Annotated in this window: 22 protein-coding genes; 14 read left to right on the top strand and 8 right to left on the bottom strand. The window is 59.8% G+C overall.

Features of this window, described 5'->3' with window-relative positions:
- Window positions 1-5 precede the first annotated feature (5 nt).
- The 13 genes from BAD_RS08990 (at window position 6) to BAD_RS02935 (ending at window position 13,031) form a co-directional block, all read left to right on the top strand.
- Window positions 6-1,073, top strand: coding sequence for an AAA family ATPase (locus BAD_RS08990; RefSeq protein WP_011743001.1), 1,068 nt, complete (start codon window positions 6-8; stop codon window positions 1,071-1,073).
- Complete coding sequence (locus tag BAD_RS02990; protein ID WP_011743000.1) at window positions 1,070-2,023, top strand: DUF58 domain-containing protein; 954 nt, start codon at window positions 1,070-1,072, stop codon at window positions 2,021-2,023. The genes BAD_RS08990 and BAD_RS02990 overlap by 4 nt, the downstream gene beginning before the upstream one ends.
- Window positions 2,020-2,544, top strand: a complete 525-nt coding sequence (locus BAD_RS02985) for a hypothetical protein (RefSeq protein ID WP_003808681.1) — start codon at window positions 2,020-2,022, stop codon at window positions 2,542-2,544. The genes BAD_RS02990 and BAD_RS02985 overlap by 4 nt, the downstream gene beginning before the upstream one ends.
- Window positions 2,545-3,612 carry a VWA domain-containing protein gene (locus tag BAD_RS02980; protein WP_011742998.1) on the top strand — a complete coding sequence of 356 codons (1,068 nt, stop codon included), beginning with the start codon at window positions 2,545-2,547 and terminating at the stop codon, window positions 3,610-3,612. It begins immediately after the preceding gene.
- Complete coding sequence (locus tag BAD_RS02975; protein ID WP_003808678.1) at window positions 3,609-4,628, top strand: VWA domain-containing protein; 1,020 nt, start codon at window positions 3,609-3,611, stop codon at window positions 4,626-4,628. Before BAD_RS02980 ends, BAD_RS02975 begins: the two co-directional genes overlap by 4 nt.
- Entirely contained in the window at window positions 4,625-5,197 is a 573-nt protein-coding gene (locus BAD_RS02970; RefSeq protein WP_011742997.1) for a DUF6466 family protein, read from the top strand. The genes BAD_RS02975 and BAD_RS02970 overlap by 4 nt, the downstream gene beginning before the upstream one ends.
- Before the next feature lie 146 nt (window positions 5,198-5,343).
- On the top strand, window positions 5,344-5,673 hold the full coding sequence (locus BAD_RS02965) for a hypothetical protein (RefSeq protein ID WP_011742996.1): 330 nt from the start codon (window positions 5,344-5,346) through the stop codon (window positions 5,671-5,673).
- 401 nt (window positions 5,674-6,074) lie between these two features.
- On the top strand, window positions 6,075-7,229 hold the full coding sequence (locus BAD_RS02960; protein WP_229084238.1) for an alpha/beta hydrolase: 1,155 nt from the start codon (window positions 6,075-6,077) through the stop codon (window positions 7,227-7,229).
- 39 nt (window positions 7,230-7,268) lie between these two features.
- On the top strand, window positions 7,269-8,711 hold the full coding sequence (gene purB / locus BAD_RS02955) for an adenylosuccinate lyase (RefSeq protein WP_011742994.1): 1,443 nt from the start codon (window positions 7,269-7,271) through the stop codon (window positions 8,709-8,711).
- A 147-nt stretch (window positions 8,712-8,858) separates the two neighbouring features.
- Window positions 8,859-11,294, top strand: a complete 2,436-nt coding sequence (locus BAD_RS02950) for a lysylphosphatidylglycerol synthase transmembrane domain-containing protein (RefSeq protein ID WP_011742993.1) — start codon at window positions 8,859-8,861, stop codon at window positions 11,292-11,294.
- Window positions 11,295-11,448: 154 nt separating this feature from the next.
- The gene (locus BAD_RS02945) at window positions 11,449-11,730 is read left to right on the top strand and encodes an HU family DNA-binding protein (protein WP_003808664.1); all 282 of its coding nucleotides are present in this window, start codon (window positions 11,449-11,451) and stop codon (window positions 11,728-11,730) included.
- 144 nt (window positions 11,731-11,874) lie between these two features.
- A complete protein-coding gene (locus BAD_RS02940; protein ID WP_011742992.1) occupies window positions 11,875-12,234 on the top strand; it encodes a hypothetical protein in 360 nt (119 codons plus the stop codon).
- The gene (locus BAD_RS02935; RefSeq protein ID WP_003808645.1) at window positions 12,231-13,031 is read left to right on the top strand and encodes a dioxygenase; all 801 of its coding nucleotides are present in this window, start codon (window positions 12,231-12,233) and stop codon (window positions 13,029-13,031) included. The genes BAD_RS02940 and BAD_RS02935 overlap by 4 nt, the downstream gene beginning before the upstream one ends.
- A 73-nt stretch (window positions 13,032-13,104) precedes the next feature.
- Here BAD_RS02935 and pafA read toward each other — a convergent pair whose 3' ends face one another.
- From pafA to arc, 5 genes are all read right to left on the bottom strand, one after another.
- Complete coding sequence (gene pafA, locus BAD_RS02930; protein WP_011742991.1) at window positions 13,105-14,571, bottom strand: Pup--protein ligase; 1,467 nt, start codon at window positions 14,569-14,571, stop codon at window positions 13,105-13,107.
- Window positions 14,571-14,762 carry a ubiquitin-like protein Pup gene (locus BAD_RS02925; protein WP_021913941.1) on the bottom strand — a complete coding sequence of 64 codons (192 nt, stop codon included), beginning with the start codon at window positions 14,760-14,762 and terminating at the stop codon, window positions 14,571-14,573. The genes pafA and BAD_RS02925 overlap by 1 nt, the downstream gene beginning before the upstream one ends.
- Before the next feature lie 93 nt (window positions 14,763-14,855).
- Entirely contained in the window at window positions 14,856-15,686 is an 831-nt protein-coding gene (locus BAD_RS02920) for an inositol monophosphatase family protein (protein WP_011742990.1), read from the bottom strand.
- A gap of 134 nt (window positions 15,687-15,820) precedes the next feature.
- Entirely contained in the window at window positions 15,821-17,404 is a 1,584-nt protein-coding gene (gene dop / locus BAD_RS02915; protein ID WP_011742989.1) for a depupylase/deamidase Dop, read from the bottom strand.
- Between the two features lie 71 nt (window positions 17,405-17,475).
- Window positions 17,476-19,023, bottom strand: coding sequence for a proteasome ATPase (gene arc, locus BAD_RS02910; protein WP_011742988.1), 1,548 nt, complete (start codon window positions 19,021-19,023; stop codon window positions 17,476-17,478).
- Between the two features lie 73 nt (window positions 19,024-19,096).
- Here arc and serB point away from each other — a divergent pair, with 73 nt between their 5' ends.
- Entirely contained in the window at window positions 19,097-19,780 is a 684-nt protein-coding gene (serB, locus tag BAD_RS02905) for a phosphoserine phosphatase SerB (RefSeq protein ID WP_011742987.1), read from the top strand.
- Window positions 19,781-19,931: 151 nt separating this feature from the next.
- On the opposite strand, the gene fmt is transcribed toward serB, so the two are convergent.
- From fmt to BAD_RS02890, 3 genes are all read right to left on the bottom strand, one after another.
- On the bottom strand, window positions 19,932-20,894 hold the full coding sequence (gene fmt / locus BAD_RS02900) for a methionyl-tRNA formyltransferase (protein ID WP_011742986.1): 963 nt from the start codon (window positions 20,892-20,894) through the stop codon (window positions 19,932-19,934).
- A gap of 105 nt (window positions 20,895-20,999) precedes the next feature.
- A complete protein-coding gene (locus tag BAD_RS02895; RefSeq protein WP_011742985.1) occupies window positions 21,000-21,710 on the bottom strand; it encodes an HAD family hydrolase in 711 nt (236 codons plus the stop codon).
- Window positions 21,711-21,776: 66 nt separating this feature from the next.
- The gene (locus BAD_RS02890) at window positions 21,777-24,008 is read right to left on the bottom strand and encodes a primosomal protein N' (protein ID WP_011742984.1); all 2,232 of its coding nucleotides are present in this window, start codon (window positions 24,006-24,008) and stop codon (window positions 21,777-21,779) included.
- Window positions 24,009-24,018 lie beyond the last annotated feature (10 nt).

Here is a 24,018-nt window from a genome sequence, read left to right as displayed (position 1 = left end):
CAACCATGGCTTTATTCCCTCCAAAGAATCCGGCGCCAGCACCGGCACCCATCCCCATGCCCGCAGCCGCAAGACCAACCACGCTGTCGGCCGAAGACATCGCACGCGCCAGGAACATCGGTTCGCAGATTCGCGGACGTTTCGCGCAGACCCTGGTCGGACAGGACAATCTTCGTGAATCGCTGATCACCACTTTGGTGGCCGGCGGTCATATCCTCATCGAATCCGTCCCGGGTCTGGCAAAAACCACTGCCGCGCAGACCTTGGCCACTTCGGTGTCCGGCTCGTTCAAACGTGTGCAATGCACTCCCGATCTGATGCCTTCGGACCTGGTCGGCACTCAGGTCTTCGATTTCGCCACGCAGAAATTCTCCACGCAGATCGGCCCGATCCACGCCAATTTCGTGCTGCTCGACGAAATCAATCGTTCCAACGCGAAAACCCAGTCCGCCATGCTTGAAGCCATGGCGGAGGGCGCGACCACCATCGGAGGCCAACGCATCGCGCTGCCGAAACCATTCATGGTCATCGCAACGCAGAATCCAATCGAGGAAGAGGGCACCTTCAATCTTCCCGAGGCGCAGATGGACCGTTTCATGATGAAGGCCGTACTGACCTATCCGACAGAGCAGGAAGAGCAACGCATGCTCGCCATGCTGACCCGCCGCGGCTCCGATACCGTAGACCAGCACGCGCTCACCGGTGACACCGTTTCCATCAGCGACGTCGAATTCCTGCGTTCCGCGGCACGTCGTGTGCACGTGTCCGATGCGATCATGCAGTATGCGGTCGATATCGCGGCCACCTCCCGTGGCGCTGGAACCAAGCCCGTCCAAGGACTTTCCTCGCTCGTCAGGCTGGGCGCCTCGCCGCGCGCGTCCATCGCGCTGGTGCGCATAGGACAGGCCAACGCGCTCCTGCAGGGACGAGATTACGTCATTCCTGAGGATGTGAAGGCGTTCGCCCACGAAGTGTTGCGTCATCGTATTCTGATGACGTTCGAAGCACTTGCCGATGGCGTCACCAGCGACCAGGTGGTGGATTCGATCGTGCAGGCGGTCCCCGTTCCATGATCGACCAGATCCGTTCCGACGATCCGATCCGCAGAAAAATCGAGACGCTTGGAACCACGCTGAGTCTGCCGACGGTACGCAAGGCGCTCGGCATACTCGAAGGCGCGCACGCATCGAACAAACGCTTCGGCGCCGACGATGTCGTGGATATCCACGCCTATGAGCCGGGAGACGAGGCGAAACGCATCGATTGGAAGACCAGTGCCCGAGCGGGACGTCCAATGGTGGTGCAGCGTGAGCGTCCCTCCACTTCGAAGGCATGGTTGCTGCTTGACGTCGGACAGGAAATGACCGCCGCATGCCCTTCCTCGGAACAGGCGTACCAGGTGGCGGCAAACGCCTTATGCATGTTCGCCGCGCTCAGCCTGCGCCGAGGCGACGAAGTGTCCATGGTGTTCGGCGACAGCGCTTCCATCACCCGGGTGCCGTTCAACGGTGGCCTGGCGCAGTTCGAACGAACCTTGGATACGGCATTGCAGCGCGAGTGGACCAGGCCCCGCAATATCGACGCGTTGCTGGAATACGCGCGCCGCATTCGGGACAAAGAGGCGCTGGTCGTCATCGCCACCGAGGAGCATGCGTTGGAGGAACGTCATTTGAGCGCCATCCGCATGATTGCAAGGACACATCCGATGGTGCTCATCGATGTGGCCACCATCAATCCGTTTGATGTCAGCCATGCGCGCGTGGTGCTTGACGGGGCTGGAAAACGACGCGTGCCTGCGTTCCTGCGTAGGGGAAACACAGCTGGGCAAGTGCGAACGCATCGTGAATACCTGGCTGCGTCCATTCGCCATGAGCTGAATCGCTGTGGCTCGACGGTAATTCGATCCGATTCCAGCGAACGCATGTTCCATGAGTTCGTGCGCATGGTTTCCACGGCTTTGGCCCAGTCCACACGTAACCAATTGAGAGCCCCGTCCGTATTGTCGTTGGGAGACAAGGCATGATGCTCTTCCTTGCCGAGGATGACCTCGTCATCAAGGACCAGATTCATCTTGAGAACGGTTTGGCCGTCGTCATCGCGGTCTGTCTGTTGCTTGCCGTCGTTTTGGTGGCTCTTGTGGTCTGGCTTGCCCGGCCGAGCCGGAAGCCCGCAAAAATAGTCAATCGCGGCCGACATGACGCGCTTGCCGGCAAAACCGTCTGGCATCAGCGTATCGATGATGTTGTGTCCCGCCATGCCCGGGGGGAGCTGGAGCGCGAGGAGGCTTTCGCACAGCTGGCCGCAATCGCCAGGGATTTTGCTTCCACTGCCACCGGAACGGACGTGCGCAACCAGACGCTCACCGACATCGAAGAGACGCCTCGGACCACGGGGAACCAGCAGGGTCTCACCTTGCTCAGGCAAACCATCGAGGCATTGTATCCGCCGGAATTCGCGGATGCCGAGCGCAATCACATCGCCAGGCAGGCCACGGTCGAGCAGGCTGGCGAATGGGTGGCCAATCTTGTGGAAAGGTGGCGATAGATGCAACTGTCATGGCATTGGCCTTGGGCCTTTCTGGCAGGCGTCATCGTGGTGCTGGCCGTTGCCGGCGTCACGTTGCTGGTGGCCGCGCGCCACAAAACCGATGGCATCGAGAGTGCCCGCACCTTCAGCCTGGATGATGACCTCAACACGGAATCCGCATCGAGATTATTCCGCCAGTGGAGGGTTCTTTCACGTTTGGCGGTGATTCTTCTAGTGGTCGCGTTGGCACTCGCCACGGCTCTGGTGGCACGTCCCAGCACCGTGGATGAAGGCGAGGAGAAGGCCAGCAGCCGAGACATCGTGCTGTGCTTGGATGTTTCCGGCTCGGCGCTCCCCTACGACCGCGAGGTCATCGACACCTACCGTCAACTCGTCGACAGCTTCAAGGGCGAGAGAATCGGCCTGAGCATCTTCAATTCGACGTCACGTACCGTTTTTCCGTTGACCGACGACTACGAACTGGTGTCCAAACAGCTTGGCAAAGCCAGCAGCATCCTCGCAGGCGTCGAGTCCCAAGACGATATCGACAAGATGAAGGACAGCGATTATCAGGCGATTTCCGACTGGCTGGAAGGCACGCAGAACCGTAAGGAGTCCACTTCGCTGATTGGCGATGGCGTGGTGAGCTGCGCGGCCATGCTTCCCGGATTCGCCTATGGGAACGCAAGCGCCGACAATGCCGAGCGTCAACGCGCCGCATCCATCGTGCTTGCCACGGACAACGTCGTTTCCGGAAAACCAACCTATACGCTTGACGAGGCGCTGAACCTGACCAAGCAGGCCCAAATCACCGTGGATGGATTGTTCTCCGGACCGAAGCAAAGCGAGGCCGACGAGACCACCCAGAAATTCAAATCCGCCATCGAAGCTCATCATGGGGTGTTTCTCACCCAATCGAATGGAGCATCCGTCTCTTCGCTGGTCGAGGAAATCGAATCTCGGCGGAACCATGAAAACGAGTCGAGCAACAAGGCCGCCATGGTGGATGCTCCCGGATGGTGGACACTGGCCTTGGCCATCGTTTTGATGGTCTGGCTGGCATTGGCTTGGAGGTTGAGGAGATGAACCATCTGACGCTTTCCCCTGCTTTGGGTTGGCCTGTCGGCGGAGCCGTCGCCGTGGTTCTGCTGGCCTGCGCCATTGCGCAGATCGTATTGCATGTCCGTCGCCGCGCTGACAGCGACGAAACCGTTTGGGCATGCGTTCGGCGCGTATTGCTTTGTCTGACGGTGTCGGTCATGGCATTGACGCCCAGTATCGTGGCGCCGACCAATAGCCGTGCGGTGAACGCCACCGACGTGGTGGTGGCCGTTGACGTGACCGGTTCCATGGCCGTCAAAGACGCGCAATATGGTTCAGCCGAACAGTCAAGCCGTCTCGACGTGGCAAAACAAGCCGTGAAGGACGTCACCGCGCTATATCCCAATTCCAGTTTCGCCGCTTTGCGATTCGGAGCTTCCGGCACGTTGGACGTGCCGTTGACCCCGGATTCGAACGCGATCGACAATTGGGCGGATACACTCGCGCCCGAGGCGACTTCCGTTTCGGCCGGTTCGACGTTGGATGCCCCTATCGACCAGCTGCTGCTGACCTGCAAGTCCATTCATGATCAGCATCCCGATGATGCGATCGTGCTGTACCTGTTTTCCGATGGAGAACAGACCTCATCAAAGGCACGGCGCACGTTCTCATCATTGCGACGATACCTATCCGATGCCTTCACCGTAGCCATCGGCAGCGAGCAGGGAGGCAACATTCCCGTAATCGCCGACGGCGTCGATGGAAATGCGGACCAGTGGGTCACCGACCCTGATACCGGCAAACCCGGAGTGTCACGCATGAACAAGGATGAGATGGCGTCCATCGCCGACGAGTTGAGCGGTACCGCGCTGGTGTTGAACGCCTCCAACACCATGCGTGACGGCGTGTCCAAGGAAGCGTCCGATAAGTGGCGAGTCACCCAAACCACCAAGAAGCGCACCAGGACGATGCCCGTCGTATGGCCACTGGCCATCGTCACGCTGCTGCTGCTCGCATGCGAATTGGGGGCTTGGATAATTCAGTCGAGGAGTTTGCTATGACCAGAACAACCATGAAACCGCGTGCCTCGCTGACGGTTCGCATCGTTTTGGCCGTCATGGCGGCGTTGCTGGTCATGGCCGCCCTATGGGCCATAGTGAATCTCGCAGCCGTCAATAGCTACAACCAGGCCACGCAAAGCCTGCAGGAGAACATCTCGACCAGCAGAAAAGACGATGCCGATTGGGACAAGCTGCACACCAGGCAACAGCAGACGGACGCCCAATTCAACGAGGCATCAGCCATGAAGCCGCTGCTGCTGCCCCAAGTGCGCGAATCAATCGAGCATAACAGTCATGTTTCCAGCCAGCTTACGGATCACGCGTCCAAGAAGATCAAAGCCGAGCAGAGCGATCAGTCCGCCTCCACGGATTCAAACACCGCCGACGCTCAGGAATCGGATAAATCAAGTCACAAGAACGACGAAAACCTATCCGACGAACAACGTCGGAAAATAGAGGAGCTATTGGCTCAGAACGCCCAATCCACGCAATCGGATCCCAATGACGATTCAGGTTCGGCTGCGAAAAAGAACCCAAGCACGTCATCCTCGCAGACCAAACCCTGGTAGGGGGCTTTTTCGAATATAGTTATCCACATGCCGTCGACGTGGTTTTCGTTGTTTTCCCAATAACGACACGCCGACGGTTTTTCATAGACTCGTTCTTTGACCACAAGCTCTGTTTTCCGATTGGCGTCAACACCGAATGTGGTCAAATGGCTGCCATGAACGTTTCAAATGCTTTTCTTGGTGCCGCCCCAGGCGTCGCAGCCTTCAATTCGTTGGCATCCCTGTCGGGAATGTCCTGTCGTTGCCGAATTGGCGTGCGGACCACCCAAACATTGATCAATGCGAAACTTGTTGCCGCGTCACGGCTTCTCGATGAACTTGATGCGGCAATAGCCTCCAACAGACTGGCCGACTGGACCGGCACCGCGGCCGAGGAATACCGCACCCGTCTCAATCGCATCGCACGGCAATCCGCTCTGCTACGTGACGATATGATCGCCACGTCACGTCTTCTCTGGTCGGCAGGTGCGGCATGAACCAACGAGTGACGGCCCGCATCGTTGGCGGAAAGAGATTCACCACCGCCGAATACCGGGAATACTTCAATGCTTCAAGAATCCTCAGAGATCAAGCGAATCGTCTTGGCACTTCCCGTAGATCCTTCATTGCCGCAGGCTATGAACTCAAAATCCACCCTCGCGCCACACCGCTCCTGTCCGCTTTGACCGGGGCAAGTCCACGGTGTACGGCGCAGGACCATATCGAATTGCCGTACCGGCAGCTGCTCGGACGTTGCGAAGCACATGCCGAGGCCCTGCAATCCATGGCATCCCAGCTTAATGAGCTATCATCATTGATCGCACAAGCCCAATCCTTATACGCCCAAGCTGAGGAAGCCAGTAGGAAAGGGCTGGATATCATGTTGCGAGGGCTTTTCATGTCATCACGGGAATCCGCGATTCTCGCCTTGACCGCCAGCGCACTGATGGGGGTAAGACGCAGTTACGCCAAAGAGGGGAAATTCAACAAATTCTATCTTGTGGAATCCACCGCATGGATGCAGGAAAGCTTCGTGAGCGTCCTCGGAGAGCATGCGAGCCGATTGAACATACAGGAACGACCTTCAAAAGACACGTCCATCCTGGAATACATCACGAAAACCTTATTCATGGTCACCAAACCGGGAGCGGTTATAGCAGAGGGGCTTTCCGGCAAAGGCTCGGTCAATCGCGGTCTTAAGAAAATCGACAGACTGCTCATACCGTACTTCGACAAAGACCATGGAGACAATCTCTCCGTAACCCGTGTGTATCCGAAAACCAAAGTGGTCAGAGGCGGTACAAGCACGAAGGACGCCATCGCCGACCAACGGCGGCTGTCCGAAGGACCTCTCAACGGCGAACGTGAAAGCGGTCTGGAATACGGAACCATCGCATGCTGCAAGTACCGCAAAGCCGATGGCACATATGCTTGGAGGATCATCATTCCCGGGACCGACGGCAATCACGATTCGCCTATGGACTGGTACACCAATTTCGAGCTGATGAGTGCCGATGAGCGGCAGCGCGGAACCGCGGAAAGCCTCCGTTTCCTGGATGAGACCATGAAACAGGCTGGCATCCAGCCGGATGATCCCGTGGAAATCGTCGGCCATTCGCAGGGCGGCATCATCGCGGCAGCGGCGGCGACGGATTTCCAAGACAAATACGACATACAACATATCGCCACGCTTGGCTCCCCGATAGCGAATTTCGAGATTCCCGAGAAAACACGGGTCACCGCCATCGAGATGGATGATGAAGGCATCGCGGCACTTGACGGGGAGGCCAACCCCCATACGGAGAACTGGCTCACCATACGATGCTCCGTCCATGAGGAAGATGCGCCGAAGAGGGCTTTTCCAGGAGCCGAAGTCAGTGATTCGTCCGGGGAGAAGAACTCCACGCACTACCCGAAATACCATGAGGCGGGATACCGGTACGCCTACGACACCGGAAGCAAATCCGTGCTGGACCATGACCGTCATTTCCAAGAGGTCGTGGAAGGCGAGCTGGAGGAGGTCCAGTATTATGAGGGACGCATCAGCAAATGACGGGACCAATGGTTCACGGCTGAACGTATGCTGTTGTCTATGAAGCTTACTGACATCTCCCCCGCAATCGCACTGACCCCTCTTGACGGCCGCTACCACAAGCAGACCGCTCCCCTTGTCGAATACATGAGCGAACCGGCGTTGAACCGCGAGCGCATGCGCGTCGAAGTCGAGTGGATGATTCTGCTTGCCAACGGTTTCGAGGGCAACGGCAATCAGACCATCGTTCCGGGTGTCAAGCCGCTCACCGATGATGAGCAGGCGTATCTGCGTTCCATTCCGGAGAATTTCGGAGCCGAAGGCATTGCCCAGCATGCCGCTTATGAGGCTAAGACCCACCATGATGTGAAGGCCGTGGAGTATTACATCGACGACCAGCTGGAGAAGGCCGCCGATGTGTTGGGTCATGACACCCAGCTGACCGGATTGAAGACTCTCGTGCATTTTGCCTGCACGTCCGAGGATATCAACAACCTATCCATCGCCCGTTGCGTGAAGAACGGTGTGGAGCAGGTGTGGCTGCCCGCAGCACAGGCCATTGTCGACCATCTGGCACAGAAGGCCGACGCCTACCGCGACAAGGCCATGCTGTCGCTGACCCATGGCCAGCCTGCCACGCCGACCACGCTGGGCAAGGAACTGGCTGTTTATGTGTATCGTCTGAACCGTCAGCTCAACAAGGTCAAGGCCCAGGAATATCTCGGTAAGATCAATGGCGCGACCGGCACGTTCGGTGCGCATCTGGCCGCCTGCCCTGATGTTGACTGGGTGGCCGTCTCCCGCGAGTTCGTCACCAACCGTATGGGTCTGACGTGGAATCCGTTGACCACGCAGATCGAATCGCATGATTGGCAGGCCGAACTGTACGGTACCATCAGCCACACCAACCGTATCCTGCACAACCTGTGTGTGGACGTGTGGATGTACATCTCCCGTGGCGTGTTCGCGCAGGTACCGGTCAAGGGCGCGACCGGTTCCTCCACCATGCCGCACAAGGTCAATCCGATTCGTTTCGAGAACGCCGAAGCCAATCTGGAGATCTCCTGCTCGCTGTTGGACACTTTGTCGGCGACGCTGGTCGAATCACGTTGGCAGCGCGATCTGACCGACTCCACCACGCAGCGCAACATCGGCTCCGCGCTGGGTTATTCGCTGCTGGCGTTGAACAATCTGATGGGTGGTCTGAACTCCATCCATCCGAACGATGTTGTCATCCAGGCCGAGCTCGATTCCAATTGGGAGGTGCTCGGCGAGCCGATTCAGACCGCCATGCGCGCCTGCGAGCTTGCCGGACTGCCGGGTATGGATAAGCCGTACGAGAAGGTCAAGGAGCTCATGCGCGGTCACGAGATCTCCAAGGATGACGTCGAACGGTTCATCGACCAGCAGGCCTTCGACGAAGCCACTGCGGCGCGTCTCAAGGCGTTGGCTCCGGCGACATACACCGGAGTTGCCAGCAAGCTGGTTGACTTCGACCGCTGATAACGCATCGCCACACTCATCTTGCGGATGATACGCCTTGGGGCGGCTGTGTTTTCACACAGCCGCCCCAAGGCGTATCATCGGAGACGATAATAGGTGCATGTCACCCGGACGTATTCACCCACGTACCTATAAAGCAGGTCAATAGTGTCTCACGACTTCCCAACCAGCAAACACGAAACGCGCATTGAGGATGTTCCGCCGAAACGGAACCGCGATTTCGCGGATCTGCTCCATGCGCTGTTCGCCGTGCTTGTCGGCGCGGCCGTCATCCTGTTCTCCATCTACTTGCATGGCACCACCTCCGGAGTGGAGTCCGACGTGCGTTCCGCGGGCCACGTGGTCAGTTGGCTCATGGATGTGCCGACATCGCTGTTGCAGCAGATCGCCATAGTTTTCATTACCGTCAGCGTGCTTATCCAGCTGCTCATCGCCAAGGAATGGCTGCAAAGTGTGGTTTCCGCCATCGCCCTTATTCTCGGTTTCGCTGCGATATGGGGTATTTCCGCTCTTATCAGCGGCTCGGGCAATGGCACCCTCATCATGTCCATGATGTCCAACGGCACTTCCGTGGGAACCGGACTGCTTCCCGATTTTTATGCGGCGATGGCCTCATTCCTTACCGTCGCCGGACCGCGTCGCACCCGTTCCGGTACCAAATGGGGCTGGAACATCCTCTACACGGTCGCAGTGCTGTTCGTGGTGCTGTCATGGAATTCGCTTTCCGGCGTGCTGGTCTCCTTTGCCGCGGGACGTGCCTTGGGTATGCTGATTCGTTTCATGCTCGGCACACAGACCAACGGGGCTTGGGGCAACCAGGTGGCGCAGGCGCTCCGTTCCATCGGCATCGACGTGGCGTCGCTCTCCCGCAGGCTCGCGACCTACACCGATTCCGGCATGCTGAAGACCACATTGGACGATGATCTGACCGAGAACTCACGCATCTACGACGCCATCGACGTCGACGGCCACCAATACACGGTATCCGTTCTCGATAACCAAGTGCATATGGCAGGCTATCTCAACCAGCTATGGCAATGGGTCAGGCTGACCGGGGTCTCCATGCGCCGTGACCGTTCCTCCTTCGACGCCATCCACCACCATTACGCGATGATTCTCGGCCTGCAGAACGCCGGATTGACAGTGCCGGGAGTCTACGGAGTCGCAGACAGCAGCGAATCGTCCATTCTGGTGTTTCACCGCGACCACATGCCCTTGGAATGCAATCCGAACACCATGTCCGACCATGACATGGAATTGTTCATGACCTATCTGTCCGAAGCGCACCGGCACGGCTTCACCCATCGTCGAATCACTCCCGAAACGTTGTCGCGCATGGAAAACGGACAGCCGGTGATCGCAGGATGGCAGAATGGCGACTATGGCAGCGCGCCGCCAAACTATGCGCTGGACAAAGTACAGCTGCTGGTTCTGCTCGGAGCGTTGAACGGCATCGACCGTGCGATCGCATGCGCCCGCAGGACGTGGGGCGACGAGCAACTGATCGATCTGGCGCCATTCATCCAGAAGACGGCGGTTCCGGCGGCGACACGCGCCCTGTCCACCTGCGACAAGCACATGCTCAACACGCTGCGTTCCCGTATCGCGGCTTTGGCTCCGCAGGAGGTCGCGGATTCCATGGAAACGGTCACGCTGTCGCGGTTCAGTTTCCGTTCCTTCATCGCGATCGCGCTGCTGGTCGTCGCCGTGTATGTGGTGTTCACCCAGATTCAACCGGCCGAAATGATCAAGGCGGTCAAAGAGGCCAACATCGCCATGGCTCTGGTATGCGTGCTGTTCGGACTGCTGGCTTGGTTCGGATCGGCCATGACCCTTGGCTGTTTCATGGATGCCGATAAACGCAATCCGATCGGCTTGTACTGTTCCCAAATGGCTTCGGGCTTCACCGCGGTCTCCATGCCCGCCGGCGTCGGCCCGGCCTTTGTCAACCTGCAGTTCCTGCGCAAGAGCGGCTACCGCAATACCGCGGCCACCGCCATCATGAGCGCCGTATGGGCAGTGCAGGGCGGCACCACCATCATTCTGCTGCTGCTGATCGGCATCTTCACCGGACGCAACACACTGTCCGGCATGATTCCCACCAACACGCTGATTTTGGTGATCACCATCGTCGCATTGGTGATTTCCGCGGCCATGGCCATTCCCCCGGTGCGGCACATCGTCACGGAGAAGTACCTGCCCATCGTCAAGTCCTACGCACGTAGTCTCATCAACGTGCTGTCCCATCCGAAAGAACTGGCCTTCGGCATTCTCGGTGCGCTGATACTCAACATCTCGACCGGATTGGGATTCTGGATTGCATTGATGGCTTTCGGATGCCACACCAATCCGGTGGAGACCACATTCATCTTCCTGCTGGCGAATACGCTCGGTTCCGCAGTGCCGACGCCAGGCGGCCTTGGCGCGGTCGAAGCCGCGTTGTCCGTGGCCTTCACCGCCGTGGGCATCCCCTCCACCATCGCCGTCTCCGCTACTCTCGTCTACCGAATCGCCTTCTATTGGCTGAGAATTCCAATGGGAGCCGTGGCTATGAAATGGCTGGACAGGCATAATTTGATCTAGCCCAACCCCCCTTTAGGGTTTTTCTCCCCCCTATGCTGAATCAAAAGGGCCAAAACCCTTGGAAAATGGCATTTTTGGCACATGCGTGCGCTATTATTGCAATGAACGTGGATGTTCATAAGCGGAATATCCCCTGACTCAAGAAGGATGCTTTATGGCATACAACAAGTCTGATCTCGTCTCGAAGATCGCCCAGAAGTCCAACCTGACCAAGGCTCAGGCTGAGGCTGCGGTGAACGCTTTCCAGGACGTGTTCGTCGAGGCAATGCAGTCCGGCGAAGGCCTGAAGCTGACCGGCCTGTTCTCCGCCGAGCGCGTCAAGCGCGCAGCCCGCACCGGCCGCAACCCGCGCACCGGCGAAACCATCGAGATTCCGGCAACCTACGGCGTTCGCATCTCTGCCGGCTCCCTGCTGAAGAAGGCCGTCACCAAGTAAGTCGACCACGCAGACCTATATGAGAGGTTTCAACCACGGATGGTTGGAACCTCTCTTTTTTTCTTTTTATAACAGGCAAAGGCAATGTCATCCCACACTATGCGCTATGATATTAGACAATATGACTAGATAAAGGGGGATGTCATGGTCGACCAACGCAGACAGATCATCGACGAAATCCACAAACTCAACATCCTGCTCATCCACACCAAGCTCAAAACGACACGTGCCCAGACCATGGCACGCGCCACCACACACGTGCGGAACGTCGACGCGGCAAGACGGGGAATGGTTCCACGGCCCAAGCCGTCCAAACCCATCGAAGCCGACGTTCATATGCTCGACTGCCTGAACGACGAGGAACTTTCCACTCTCGGCGAACTGCTGCAGCGTATCATCGACAACACCGATACCAAACTTCTGGATGAGGAGATTTCCGAACGCCGCAAGGCGATCCACGAATTCCTCATGCTGAACCATACGGATGAGGAGGTGCGGGAATGAGCGTCGGGCAGGAACATGATTCCGGTGCGGACGATCCGGATCTCATCCGTCTCAACAAGCGTTCGCTATTCACCCCCAGCGCGTCAGTGGCTGTGGAGCAGCATTCAGCCGTGCCGCACGTGTCGCGAAGCACCTACGGTACGGCGAAGGTCGAAGGCAGACTCACCTCCCCCAATGCCAGGGTTCCGGAAATCATCACGCAGCGTTGCGGCGGCATCACCGTCAAAGGTCATACGCTCAAATCGTTCGCCTATACCACCGATGCGGTGATTATCCGCAACACGAACGCGAACGCCATCCTCGCGGTGTACCCTTTCACCGGCGAACCGGTGATCACGCAGGCGCTGCTCACCGTGGCGCAGATGCCGCTGTTCGTCGGCGTGGGTGGAGGCACCACCACCGGTCCGCGTGTGGCAGAGCTGGCCATGGTGGCGGAGATGCAGGGCGCGGCCGGCGTGGTCATCAACGCTCCGGCACCGGCGGAAACCATCGAAACGACCATGTCGATGGTGGACATCCCTGTCATCGCCACGGTCACGGAGGATGATGAAATCACCGAATGCAAGATTCTTGCCGGTGCGGCCATCATCAATGTGGCAGCCGGTGCAAGAACCGCGCAAGTCGTGGCAAGCATCCGCGCGCATCATCCGGAAATCCCGATTCTGGCTTCGGGCGGAGGTCGTGAAGACCGTATTCTCGCCACCATTGATGCGGGCGCCGACGCGATCACATGGACGCCGCCAAGCGCGCAACAACTGCAGTCGCAGATGATGGCCAAATACCGTGGAGAAGTCTGAGCGGCAGTTACAATCCGACCAACCAATATCAAAAGCCTGCGGTGGAGACGAGTCTTCCATCGCAGGCTTTTGGCTACTGCAAAGCCTCTAGTATCGTGAGGAACCGGTCGGACGGTTGTGCGTCGAACGGATCAAGCAACGTCACGTCCATCCTGTTCGGCGAGGTCAGCGATAGTCGCGTCCAATCACAGGAATATTGCGCGTTGTGCGATCGTGCCGACTGGATGAACCGTCCACGCAGTGCGGCGCGGGTATCGTGGGGAGGAACATCGATGGCCTCATGTGCTTGTGACTCGTTGACCAACGTGCGCATGGCTCCGCGACGGCACAGCGAGGCGTACAGCGCGCCGTTGGCCACGTCATGGTAGTCCATGTCCAACTGTTCCAACTTGCTGACGGAGAGTCGTCCCCCCGCACGGTTGCGGAGCATGTCGAACAGCCGTCGTTTGGCAAGCCAATCGACCTTGTCGGCGAACGTTTCGCTAACCCCCGAGCGGAACGCCTCTATGACACGCCTCCATCGGCGAATCACCTCATGCACGTCCGTGCGCGGCAACGAGGAGCACACTTCGGGATGTTGTCCAACGAATCGTTCGACGATTTCAAGATAACGTTCCTGAATCGCTACGGCACCGCCTTCCATGACAGTGCCGTCTGCCATGTCGAAGGACGCTTCGACGCCCGTCAGGTCACGGCTTACCTTATGGTTGGCCGCACTGGCGTCAGCGAAGGAGAATCGGGCGAACCCGGAATCCTTGCCTTCGCGCCCGGCCTGTTCGATGACGCACAACACCAGATGCGTGGTGGCGAGCTTCATCATCGTGGCCCACTGGGACCGGTTCGAATCGCCGATGATCACATGCAGCCGTCTGAACGCGTCAGGATCGGCATGCGGTTCGTCGCGCGTGTTGACCATCGGACGCGAGCGCGTGGTGGCCGATGAGACCGCCTCATCGAGGAAGTCGGCACGCTGCGTGATCTGGAAGCCCTGCTCCCCCATACGTCCTGCGCCGGTGAACAGCTGCCGGGTGATCAGGAACGGCAGCAGCTCCTGTTCGATCGTCTTCAACGGCACGAACCGTCGCACCAGGTAATTCTCATGGCAGCCGAAGGAATGCCCGGCGGAATCCACATTGTTTTTGAACACATGGACCGTGGAGCCGGCTCCCTGGATGGAGCGCAGACGACGTTGGGCGTCCAGGGCAAGATCCCTCATCACCAATTCGCCGGCCGCATCCAATGCCAGCGCGTCCATCGGATCCCGGGCTTCCGCCGTGGCGTACTCGGGGTGCGAGCCGACATCAAGGTAGAGTCTTGAACCGTTTTCAATATATGTGTTGGTGGATCTCGCTTCGGCCACAATCGGCTGGAACATCATCATCGCCGTCTGTCCGGCGTCGCATGGGCGGTCCGAACCGGTCACGCTCACACCGTATTCGGTTTCGATGCCGAAAATACGGGCGAAGGATTGGATTTCGTCCTTGGTATGGGCGTCAAGCGGCGCTGTGGAATGGTTGCCGCTGTCACGCAGCTGCGGCATCACTCGCCGCCTTTTTGGACGAAGCTGCCCACATATTCCTCAGCGTTGGATTCGAGGACCGATTCGATGTCGTCCAGCACCGCGTCAAGCGCATCGACCGTGTCATCGATCTGGGTGCCAGCCTGCGCAATGGTCTCATCCTCGTCATGTTTTTGTTCGGCGGATTGCATCTGCTCAAATTTCTGGGGCATGGCCCTTCCTTTCTCCGAAAGCGTCCTTGCGGGTTCTCCTGCGAATAGCATACTGCCCCACACCTTACCCAGGTGTGGGGCAGTCAATCAGTCTTATGCCAAATACTGGCGCAGATCATCGGCAATCAGACCGTTGGTGGCGAGTACGTCGTTTTCCTGACGCCAGTGGACAAGATCGCCGTTCCACCGGCTCAGATGCCCCTGCGCTTCCCAGACCACGACGGCTCCGGCGGAAACCGCGGGAACGTCCCACTTGTGCAGATGCGCTTCGAAATACGCGTCATATGTACCGTCCGCCACCTTGCACAAATCCAAGGAGGCGGGGCCGACGCGCTTGATGTCGGCCGGACGGCCGGCGATACGCGACACCACTTCAAGCGCACGCTTGGATTCCTCCGGCACATGGGACATGCCGAAGCTCACCACCGCATAGTCAAGGGACGGGGTGGTGGACGGCATAATCTTCTCGCGTTTGTCTCCAAGCGGCGTCTTGCGGATGCGGATGGCTCCGGATCCGCGCACCGCCAGGTAGGTCAGACCAAGCGCCGGAGCATGCACCACCGAAAGGATCGGCTGCGCGGAACATTGGTCGTTAAACTCGAACAGTGAGACGGTGATGGTCCATTCCGGCATGCTGCGCACGAAATTGATCGCGCCGTCGATGCCGCCAACGCACCAATACCGTTCCCCCGGATGGCATTCTTCCGGACGGAACTGCCAGAAACCATCGAACACATCCACATACGTGATGCGGTTGCTGATGAATTGCGCCAACCGCTTATCGATGTCGGAGGTGAAGCTCAGATGATTGTCCGTCATTTCAAAACTTTTCAGATCACGCGGATTCATTTGATCGTTCAACGCGTGCTTGCCTGCATCTTGCAGGATACGGGCCACTTCGAGGGCCACTTGCCTCAATTCCATGTAGTATGCCTTTTCGTTTCCTCATAACCGGCCTGGACGCACCCTCTCCCTCAAGCGTCCTGCCGTGTGGTTCATCGAATATGGGTATGGCCTCTGCCATCACCTACGGCAATGGTACCCGCACAACATGAGATTCAACGCAGGGATTCCACGATTCCGCTCGCAGTGTGGACACGCTCGAACGCTTCGGAACACAAGGATTCCGTGAATTTCAACGGATTGGACATGTCCAACGAGACCATCGAATTCTCCACGTTTTCATCACCGGACGACTCGCCGCGCACCGTAAGGTGGGACCACGACGCCGCAATGACCTGTTCGGGGAAACGTCGTACGATCTCCGCGCGCAGCCATGCGCGTGTGTCGGCCGGCGCTTGGCCGACCGCCTCGGCAAGCTGCTTATCCGTCACCAGTCGTTCGGTCTGTCCGGCAAGCCGGGTGAAAATCGAATCGGCCGGATCGAGCGCGGCCCATTTCAGATCGACCGCGGCCAGGCGCCGATCGGTCCAATCCGAACCGGTCTTGCGGCGTAGCTTCTCCAGCAACTGCCATTTGAGCAGCCATTCGAGACGTGACGCCTGTTCCCGCATCGTCAGTCGTCCGTCATCGTCGGCATGGCGTACTGTGGCGACGTCGGCGAGAGCCTGCCCCCACATCGCCATGATGTTGCGGGTGGAGCGGTCGGGCCATGCCGGCTCTCCGGATGTGTCGGTGCCGTATACCGTTGCCGCGGCCGCATATACCAGTCCACGCAAAGTGACCTGCATCTGCCATGCGGTGGTGGTTCCACCTGTTTCCAATGGTAGTGGGGCGGCCAGGGTCAGGTCGTGCGATACCGTGTGCATGGCTTCCACCGGGTCGGCGAGCGTAAGCGGTCCCAGCGCCTCGTTCAAGTCGATTTCGGCCATGTCGGCGTGTTCGAGCAGCCACAGCAGCATGCTGGTGGTGCCGAGTTTCAAGGCCTGTGGCACGTCCATGCGGTTGGCGTCGCCGACGATCACGTGCAGTCTGCGGTATTCGTCGGTGCTGTGCGATTCGTCTCTGGTGTTGATGATCGGCCGGTCGAATGTGGTCTGCAAACCGACTTTCATATGGAAGTAGTCGGCACGTTGGCTTAGCTGGTAGCCGGCGTTTTCGCTATGTTCGCCGATGCCGACGCGGCCGGAGCCGATGAAGATCTGTCGGGAGACGAAGTGCGTGGTCATGAGGCGTGTCACCAGGTCGAACGGTACCGACCGCAGCATCATGTAGTTTTCGTGCGTGCCCCAGCTGGCTCCTTTGCCGTCGACGTTGTTGCGGTGCAGCACGATTTTCCGTCCCGTCGTCTCGCTTGCCTTGGCTGCGGCGGCGCGCATGATGAGATCGCCGGCACGGTCGTATCGCACCGCTTCGAAGGGGTCGGTTGTTTCCGGCGCGGAGTATTCGGGATGCGCGTGGTCGACGTAGATACGACCCCCGTTAGGGGCGATCACGTTGGTGATGTTGAGCTGTGGGGCGTCGGTGAGCAGGTCCGGGTGGGCCGCCGCACGTTCCAGTCTGGTGCCGCGCGCGTCGTTGACGGGGTCTTCCTGCCGGTAGTCCCAGCGGATATGGCTGCGTGACGCATCCGAGGCGGCGCCGACCACGTCGAATGAGAGCTGCACCGGATTGTAGCGGCCTTGTCCTGGCGCGGAGACCGCGTATTCCGTTTCCGTGCCCATGACCCTGCGAACGCTCATCGCGCCGTTCCTTTCCGTATTTAGATTGCGTTCCATACCATACCGTCCAGCATTCATACGCCGGCCGGCATTCATGCCACCGGTCTGATGCCGGTCACCCGTCCGGGTTCAAGCCCGTTGATGCGGCTCCACTGTTCCGGATCCGCATCCAGCAGCGCGTCCCGGGTCTCACCGTATTCTTCGTCCACGGCTTTGGCCAGCAGATTGATGCCGATCGCCGCAGCCTGTCCGGTGGTGATGGACAGTTTCACCGCATAGGTTTTGGCACGGTCCACGATGTTCTTGAGCACCGCGCCGGACACCACGTCGGCGAGGTACACCGGACGCCACTGGCCATGGTCGTCGCAGATGTCGCAAAGGTGCCGATGCTCGTCCTGCGCGTAGATGTCGTTGACCAGCACGCCGATCAACGCCTTCGCATCCACGTTCGGAGACAACGGCAGCTTGTCTGTCAGATAGTGGCGGACGATCTGGGTCGCCTGCTGGATGCCCGGACGGTCCACGCGGATCTTCACGTCGAGGCGTCCGGGACGCAACACCGCCGGATCGATCATGTCGATGCGGTTGGAGGCTCCGATCACCATGACGTTGTCCAGCGATTCCACACCGTCCAGCTCGGTCAGGAACTGCGGCACGATGGTGGTCTCCACGTCGGACGAAACGCCCGTGCCGCGGGTGCGCAGCAGCGAATCCATCTCGTCGATGAACACGATGACCGGTTTGCCGTCGGCCGCTCGTTCGCGGGCGCGTTTGAAGATCATGCGAATCAGACGTTCCGATTCGCCCACGAATTTGTTAAGCAGCTCCGGTCCTTTGACCGACAGGAACACGCCACTTCCCGCGTCGGTGCCTTCGGCGAGCGCGTTCGCCACGGCTTTGGCGATCAGTGTCTTGCCGTTGCCTGGAGGACCGTACAGCAGCACGCCTTTCGGCGGTTTCAGGTCGTAGCGTTCGAACAGTTCGCGATGCTGGAACGGCATCTGCACGGCGTCACGGATACGTTCTATCTGCTCGTCCAGTCCGCCGATGTCGGCGAAGGTGACGTCCGGCACTTCTTCCAGAACCAAATCGTCGTCGTTTTCGGGGGGAACCAACGAAAGCGCGAACCGCAGAGATGCGTCGACGTTCACGCGATCGCCCGCGCTGATGGCCTGTTTGGCAAGCGTTCCCGAGCATCGGACCAACGTCACGTTGCCGCCGCCATCCGCGACCAGCAGGCGGCCGTCATCGCACACCTGCCGTACCGAGCGCACCGCGCCCAGCGTGTCGGTGTCGAGCTGTGAGACCACCACCATGTTCTCGTTGAGCAGCACGGTACGTCCCGGTTCGAGCCTGGAAGCTTGCAGATTCGCCGCGATCGGCACGATCATGCGTCTCGCGCCGGCAGCCACTTCGGCGCTGGCATGCTGCACGCCCTGCCCGTCCGTTTTGGCTGAATGCACGCGGACCATGGTGGCGAAAGTCATGGGAGGCCCCGCCAGCTGGTTCAATTGGGCCTTGGTTTTCGTCATTTCCTGCGTGGCGCGGCTCAACGCCTTGACCAGCGCATGGTTCTTGGCCATGAGCTGGTCGTTGGCCTGCTGCAGCGACGCGAGCGTCTCTTCGTCATGATCGTTCATGTCGACCTCGCTTTCCAACACGTTCAACCCTCAAGAATACCCATTGTCCTAATGATTTCCGACAATCGGAACCATGCTTGAACAAGAAACGCCGAACATCGCATCCATGGCATCCCTGCCCACGCTGTCCACTCCCGGACTGCTGGTGATGGATGTGGATTCCACGTTGATCGACGAAGAGGTCATCGACGAGCTTGGCGTGGCCGCGGGAGTCGGCGAGCAGATAGCGTCCGTCACCGCTCGAGCCATGAACGGCGAGCTTGATTTCCGCGAGGCGCTGCGCGCACGCGTGGCGTTATTGAAGGGTCTGCCGACCACGATTTTCGATGAGGTCTACCATCGAGTGCATTTCACGCATGGCGCGCTTGAACTGATTGACACGCTTCACGCGCATGATTGGAAGGTCGGCGTGGTCTCCGGTGGTTTTCACGAGGTTGTGGACCGTCTCGCGGCCGATGCGCATCTCGATTATTGGATTGCGAACCGTTTGGAGGCTGCCGATGGCAGGCTGACGGGACACGTGCTGGGCGATATCGTCACGAAGGATACGAAGCTGGAATCGTTGCGCGCGTGGGCCGCGCGGATGGGCATCGATATGGCGCAGACCGTTGCGGTTGGCGACGGCGCGAACGATCTGCCGATGATTCATGCGGCCGGTCTTGGCGTGGCGTTCTGCGCCAAACCGAAAGTGCAGGAGGATGCTCCGCACCGGCTCAATGAACGTGATCTGGCGAAAATCCTCGATTATCTCAAATAACTTTTCCGCACCTACGAGCGACCGGTGGGCGGCATGCGTTGTAAGACCGTAAAGACTTGGCCTGAGCGGCCCGGAGCGTGTCGTCAATGCATGCCGCCCGCCGGTCGCGGACGCCGCAGCCACTCACATACTTACAGTAGAAACAAAAATCTTACTCACAGAAGGCGTTATCGAGGTGGGCGCCACGGGCCCAGTCGGCGGCGCGCATGGCTTTCTTGCCTTGCGCTTTAACTTCCAGCAGCTCGAGCGGCTCGGTGGAGGTGCCGACCCACACGTTCTTCTTGCCGGCCACGATATGGCCGGGTTCAAGCGATGCCGGTGCGTTCGGATTGGACATGTCGGCCGGCTGCGCGCGCAATACGTGCAGGGTCGCCGGTTCGGCGTCCGCATGGGCATGCAGTTCGCACCAGGCTCCCGGATTCGGCGTGCATGCGCGAATCTGGCGGTCGGCGGCGAATACCGGCACGTCGAAGCGGATATGCGCGTCCTCCACGGTGATCTTCTGCGCGACCTCATACGCTCCGGCAGGCTGTTCCACCGGTGCGATCTGATCATCGGCCAGCGCCTGCAACGAGGCTGCGAGCAGATGCGAGCCGTCTTCGGCCAAACGTCCCAGCAATTCTCCGGCGGTCTCGTGCGCGCCGATTTCCACGGTGGATTGCGCCAGAATCGGGCCGGCGTCCATGGCACGGACGATACGGAACACGGTGGCGCCCGTCACCTTCTCCCCCGCCCAGATGGAACGTTGCACCGGAGCGGCGCCACGCCATTGGGGCAGCAGGGAGAAATGCAGGTTGTACCAGCCCATCGGCAGCGCGTCGAGCACGTCCTGCTTCAGGATCTTGCCGTACGCCACCACAGCGGCGGCCTGTGCGCCGGTGGCCGCAAGCTCGGACACGAACGTTTCCTCGCTCGGATCGGATTCGATGACCGGCAGACCGAGTTCGAGCGCGGCCTGCTTGACTGGATTCGCCACCAGTTTGCGACCTCGTCCGGTTGGCGCGTCCGGCCTGGTGAGCACGGCCACCACTTCGAAATGCTCGGTATCCTGGGCCAATAGTTTCAACGACGGCACCGCCACATCCGGCGTACCTGCGAACAGCACTTTCAACATGAGACGAATCTCCTCACCTTTCATATCCATCAATGCATGCGACCGTATGCGTCGATCCCGCATAGCGACCGCAAGCACAACCGTCTGTCTAATCTGCGTATGTCGTTATTTTTCATGTACCGCGGGAATCGCCACGCCCGCGTCGATCAGCAGGGTGCGCAACGCGCGGGCATCCTTGAACCGTACGCCGCGAATGCCGGCTTCGTTCGCGCCGACGATGTTCATCGCCTTGTCATCCACGAACAGCGCGCCGGAAGCGTCGATGCCGAACTGTTTTAGAGCGTAATCGTAAATATCGCGGTGCGGTTTGCGCAGTCCCACGTAACCGGACACCACGCGGTCCTCAAGACTGCACAGAATGTCGTAATGGTCGAGCGCCACCGGGAACAGGTCCTTCTGCCAGTTGCTCAAGCCCCATACGTGGACGCCGGCTGCTTTCAGATCGTTGATGAGCACGCGCGCGCCTGGCACCACGCCGGTCAGCGAATCGACGAAATTGTCCAGATAGTACCGCATCATATCGGCCCACTGGTCTCCGTGGCGTTCACGCATCAGAGCCACGCCATCGTCATTGGACATGCCGGCGTCCAGTTCGTTGTTGATGTCGTAGAAGCCGGAGACGTCATTGTCGAGGAACTGTTCCACCAGTCCGTCCGAGTACCGTGGGGTCATCACCGCCGCCGGATCCCAATAGATAAGCACGTTGCCGAAATCGAAGATCACGTCGGTGATCTGCCGGCCGGCGTTCGCAGCGGCGTTGCCGTCGGCCATAAGCACGTCATATTCCATTTGCGGCTCTCCCGGCCAGCCTTTCATGCGTTTCTCCATTCCTAACGTCAACGTCATCAGTCGTTCCAGTGTTTCACGTTGAGGGGACGTCCGTCAGATGCGTTCCTTCGGATCCATCTGGAATCGCAGTTCCCCAGGTTCGCGTGAAGCCACGTGGCGGGCGCTTGCCGAACGCAGCCGCAACGCCAATTCGGCACGTCTGCCCTGTGGGACGCGCACGACTGCTTTGACCCTGTCCGCGGTGCCTTCCAATTCACGTGAATCGATGGTGCGTGGCTGCGGAATCGGCACCGGACCCAAGACGGACGGCATCGTACCGGCGATCGTGTCGATGGTGGCCATGTCGCCACCGGCCAACGCGCCGATTCGTTTCAACATCGTCCCAACCGCATCTCGTCGGCCCCACACGCAGGCCGCGGCGAATACCGGCGGCAGCGCGGTCTGGGCGCGGTCCTCCACTTCGACTTGGGCAAGCATCGGCGAATTCCACAGCATCAACGATCGTGCGAGCACGGGATCTGTTTCCCCGATCAGCAGCGCCTGTCCTCCACGGGTCCGCGGCGCGCACAGCGACACCGCGCGCATCCATCCGGTCAACGTGTCCACATCGGCGTCGATGCCGGACGCATACAAACTGGTCCACGCGTCGAGGATGGCCACGGCACGGTATTCGCATTGTGCCGGACTCTCCCCGCGCACACGCGGCTCCGCGCCGGGCGTGGCGATGACCAGTTGCGGAGCGAATCCGATATCGGACACGACGCCTCTTGGCTGGCTTGGCGTGGACAGCACCATCGGCACGCCACGGAACAGTCTGGCCAGTTCCATCGCGGTTCCGGCGGCGCCGACCCTGACCACGCGCATGCGCTCGTTATGGCATGTCGGGCATGACCATTGCACGGTGGCGGCGCCGCACCAGCGGCATCGAATCGTTCCGTCCGCCAACCGTTCCAATGGTCCCGTGCAACGCGCGCATCGCACTTGGCGGTGGCATTTCGAGCAGCTTAACGCTTCGGTGATGCCGTCCTGCGGTATGGACAGCAGCACCGGACCGGTTTCCAAAGCTTTGGACAGTATCCGGACCGCGGTGTGTGGCACGCGTGCGCCGATGGTCGGATCGGCGAGTCGTGCCAGCTCGTCGCGATTGAGCCAGCGAATCCATGGAGACGCTTCCTTGGTCACGGCCGGCAACGCGTGTATGGGCGTGCTGAAGCCGCTCACCTGCGTATCTCCGACGTGCGCCGCGTCGGTTTCCCATTGGCTTTGCGCGCTGCGCGCATTGGCCATCGCGACGAACACGCCGTTATGCGATTTCGCGCGGAGCCGAAGCACACCGCGCGCGTTGGCGTACGGCATCATGCCGTCGGCGTCCTGGTAGCACACGTCATCAAGGATGAGGAACAGCGCGTTGCCTTCCACCGGCGCGTACATGGCGGCGCGCGTGCCCAGCACGCAACGCACTTGTCCGCAGCTGATCGCGAGATATGCCCGGTAACGGTCGGCTGGCGCCATCTGCGCGTTGAGCACCGCGAAATCGCCGTCATAGACGCCGTTCGCGGCTCCGGTCGGAGCGAACGGTTTCAAGCCGACCGACCGTAGGGTCTCAGTCATGTCGGCGATCTCCCGCATGGTCGGCAGCACCAGCACCGCCGGCTTGTTCTGAGCGAGCGCCGCGGCCACCATCCATGCCGCGCAGCGCCGCCAATGGTCGGCACCGGGTAGCAGGTCGAAGACGAACGATTGGAAACGTCTGCCTTGCAGCGCGTCATGCAGCAGATTGATGTTGCCGTATTGACGTTGCAACTGGCCGTATATCTCCTGGTCGACGGCGGTGAGCCGTTGTTTGCCCGCCGCGGTTCCTGCGGCATCGCGATTGCCGACGCGCAGCTGGCTTTCGACTTTTGCCACGCGCGGCGGCACTGCCAGGCGGAGGATATTGGCGCGCGTGCCGCCGAACGCGTCCGCGATGCGCGTCATATCGTCGCGCATGGATTCGGGAACGAGCACACGGTCGGTGACCACACGTTCGATGTAACGTATCGATGATTCGGGTGTGGCGCTGGTATCGGCGCGTTTCCATATGATGCCGTTGACCCGCTGCCCGCCGAAGCGGACGCGCACCATCACGCCGGGTTGGGCGGCCGCAGAGTATTTTTCCTCGACGAAATAGTCGAAGGTCTGTCCCAGATGCGTGGCCTGGATGTCCAGCACCACTTGGGCTATGGGATGTTCGGCGGCTGGCGTTTTGACGGCGGGCGCGCGTTTGCGCCGCTTGCGCGGGGCAAGCCCGTCAAGCGCCAGCTGCTCGGCATCCTCATTGGTCATAATGCAAGGG

This window comes from Bifidobacterium adolescentis ATCC 15703 (assembly GCF_000010425.1).
GTDB classification, from domain to species: Bacteria; Actinomycetota; Actinomycetes; order Actinomycetales; family Bifidobacteriaceae; genus Bifidobacterium; species Bifidobacterium adolescentis.
The sequence above is the reverse complement of the archived record's forward strand: the minus strand, read 5'-3'. Positions and strand labels throughout refer to the sequence as shown.

Bases quoted from the DNA above. Each gene is read 5' to 3' on its own strand.
- BAD_RS02990 (WP_011743000.1), top strand. From the start codon at position 1,070: ATGATCGACCAGATCCGTTCCGACGATCCGATCCGCAGAAAAATCGAG.
- BAD_RS02940 (WP_011742992.1), top strand. From the start codon at position 11,875: ATGGTCGACCAACGCAGACAGATCATCGACGAAATCCACAAACTCAAC.
- dop (WP_011742989.1), bottom strand. From the start codon at position 17,404: ATGAGCGTTCGCAGGGTCATGGGCACGGAAACGGAATACGCGGTCTCC.
- BAD_RS02960 (WP_229084238.1), top strand. From the start codon at position 6,075: ATGTCATCACGGGAATCCGCGATTCTCGCCTTGACCGCCAGCGCACTG.
- BAD_RS02935 (WP_003808645.1), top strand. From the start codon at position 12,231: ATGAGCGTCGGGCAGGAACATGATTCCGGTGCGGACGATCCGGATCTC.
- pafA (WP_011742991.1), bottom strand. From the start codon at position 14,571: ATGCCGCAGCTGCGTGACAGCGGCAACCATTCCACAGCGCCGCTTGAC.
- BAD_RS02970 (WP_011742997.1), top strand. From the start codon at position 4,625: ATGACCAGAACAACCATGAAACCGCGTGCCTCGCTGACGGTTCGCATC.
- serB (WP_011742987.1), top strand. From the start codon at position 19,097: ATGCTTGAACAAGAAACGCCGAACATCGCATCCATGGCATCCCTGCCC.
- purB (WP_011742994.1), top strand. From the start codon at position 7,269: ATGAAGCTTACTGACATCTCCCCCGCAATCGCACTGACCCCTCTTGAC.
- BAD_RS02920 (WP_011742990.1), bottom strand. From the start codon at position 15,686: ATGGAATTGAGGCAAGTGGCCCTCGAAGTGGCCCGTATCCTGCAAGAT.
- BAD_RS02985 (WP_003808681.1), top strand. From the start codon at position 2,020: ATGATGCTCTTCCTTGCCGAGGATGACCTCGTCATCAAGGACCAGATT.
- fmt (WP_011742986.1), bottom strand. From the start codon at position 20,894: ATGTTGAAAGTGCTGTTCGCAGGTACGCCGGATGTGGCGGTGCCGTCG.
- BAD_RS02890 (WP_011742984.1), bottom strand. From the start codon at position 24,008: ATGACCAATGAGGATGCCGAGCAGCTGGCGCTTGACGGGCTTGCCCCG.
- arc (WP_011742988.1), bottom strand. From the start codon at position 19,023: ATGAACGATCATGACGAAGAGACGCTCGCGTCGCTGCAGCAGGCCAAC.
- BAD_RS02975 (WP_003808678.1), top strand. From the start codon at position 3,609: ATGAACCATCTGACGCTTTCCCCTGCTTTGGGTTGGCCTGTCGGCGGA.
- BAD_RS08990 (WP_011743001.1), top strand. From the start codon at position 6: ATGGCTTTATTCCCTCCAAAGAATCCGGCGCCAGCACCGGCACCCATC.
- BAD_RS02945 (WP_003808664.1), top strand. From the start codon at position 11,449: ATGGCATACAACAAGTCTGATCTCGTCTCGAAGATCGCCCAGAAGTCC.
- BAD_RS02925 (WP_021913941.1), bottom strand. From the start codon at position 14,762: ATGCCCCAGAAATTTGAGCAGATGCAATCCGCCGAACAAAAACATGAC.
- BAD_RS02895 (WP_011742985.1), bottom strand. From the start codon at position 21,710: ATGAAAGGCTGGCCGGGAGAGCCGCAAATGGAATATGACGTGCTTATG.
- BAD_RS02965 (WP_011742996.1), top strand. From the start codon at position 5,344: ATGGCTGCCATGAACGTTTCAAATGCTTTTCTTGGTGCCGCCCCAGGC.
- BAD_RS02980 (WP_011742998.1), top strand. From the start codon at position 2,545: ATGCAACTGTCATGGCATTGGCCTTGGGCCTTTCTGGCAGGCGTCATC.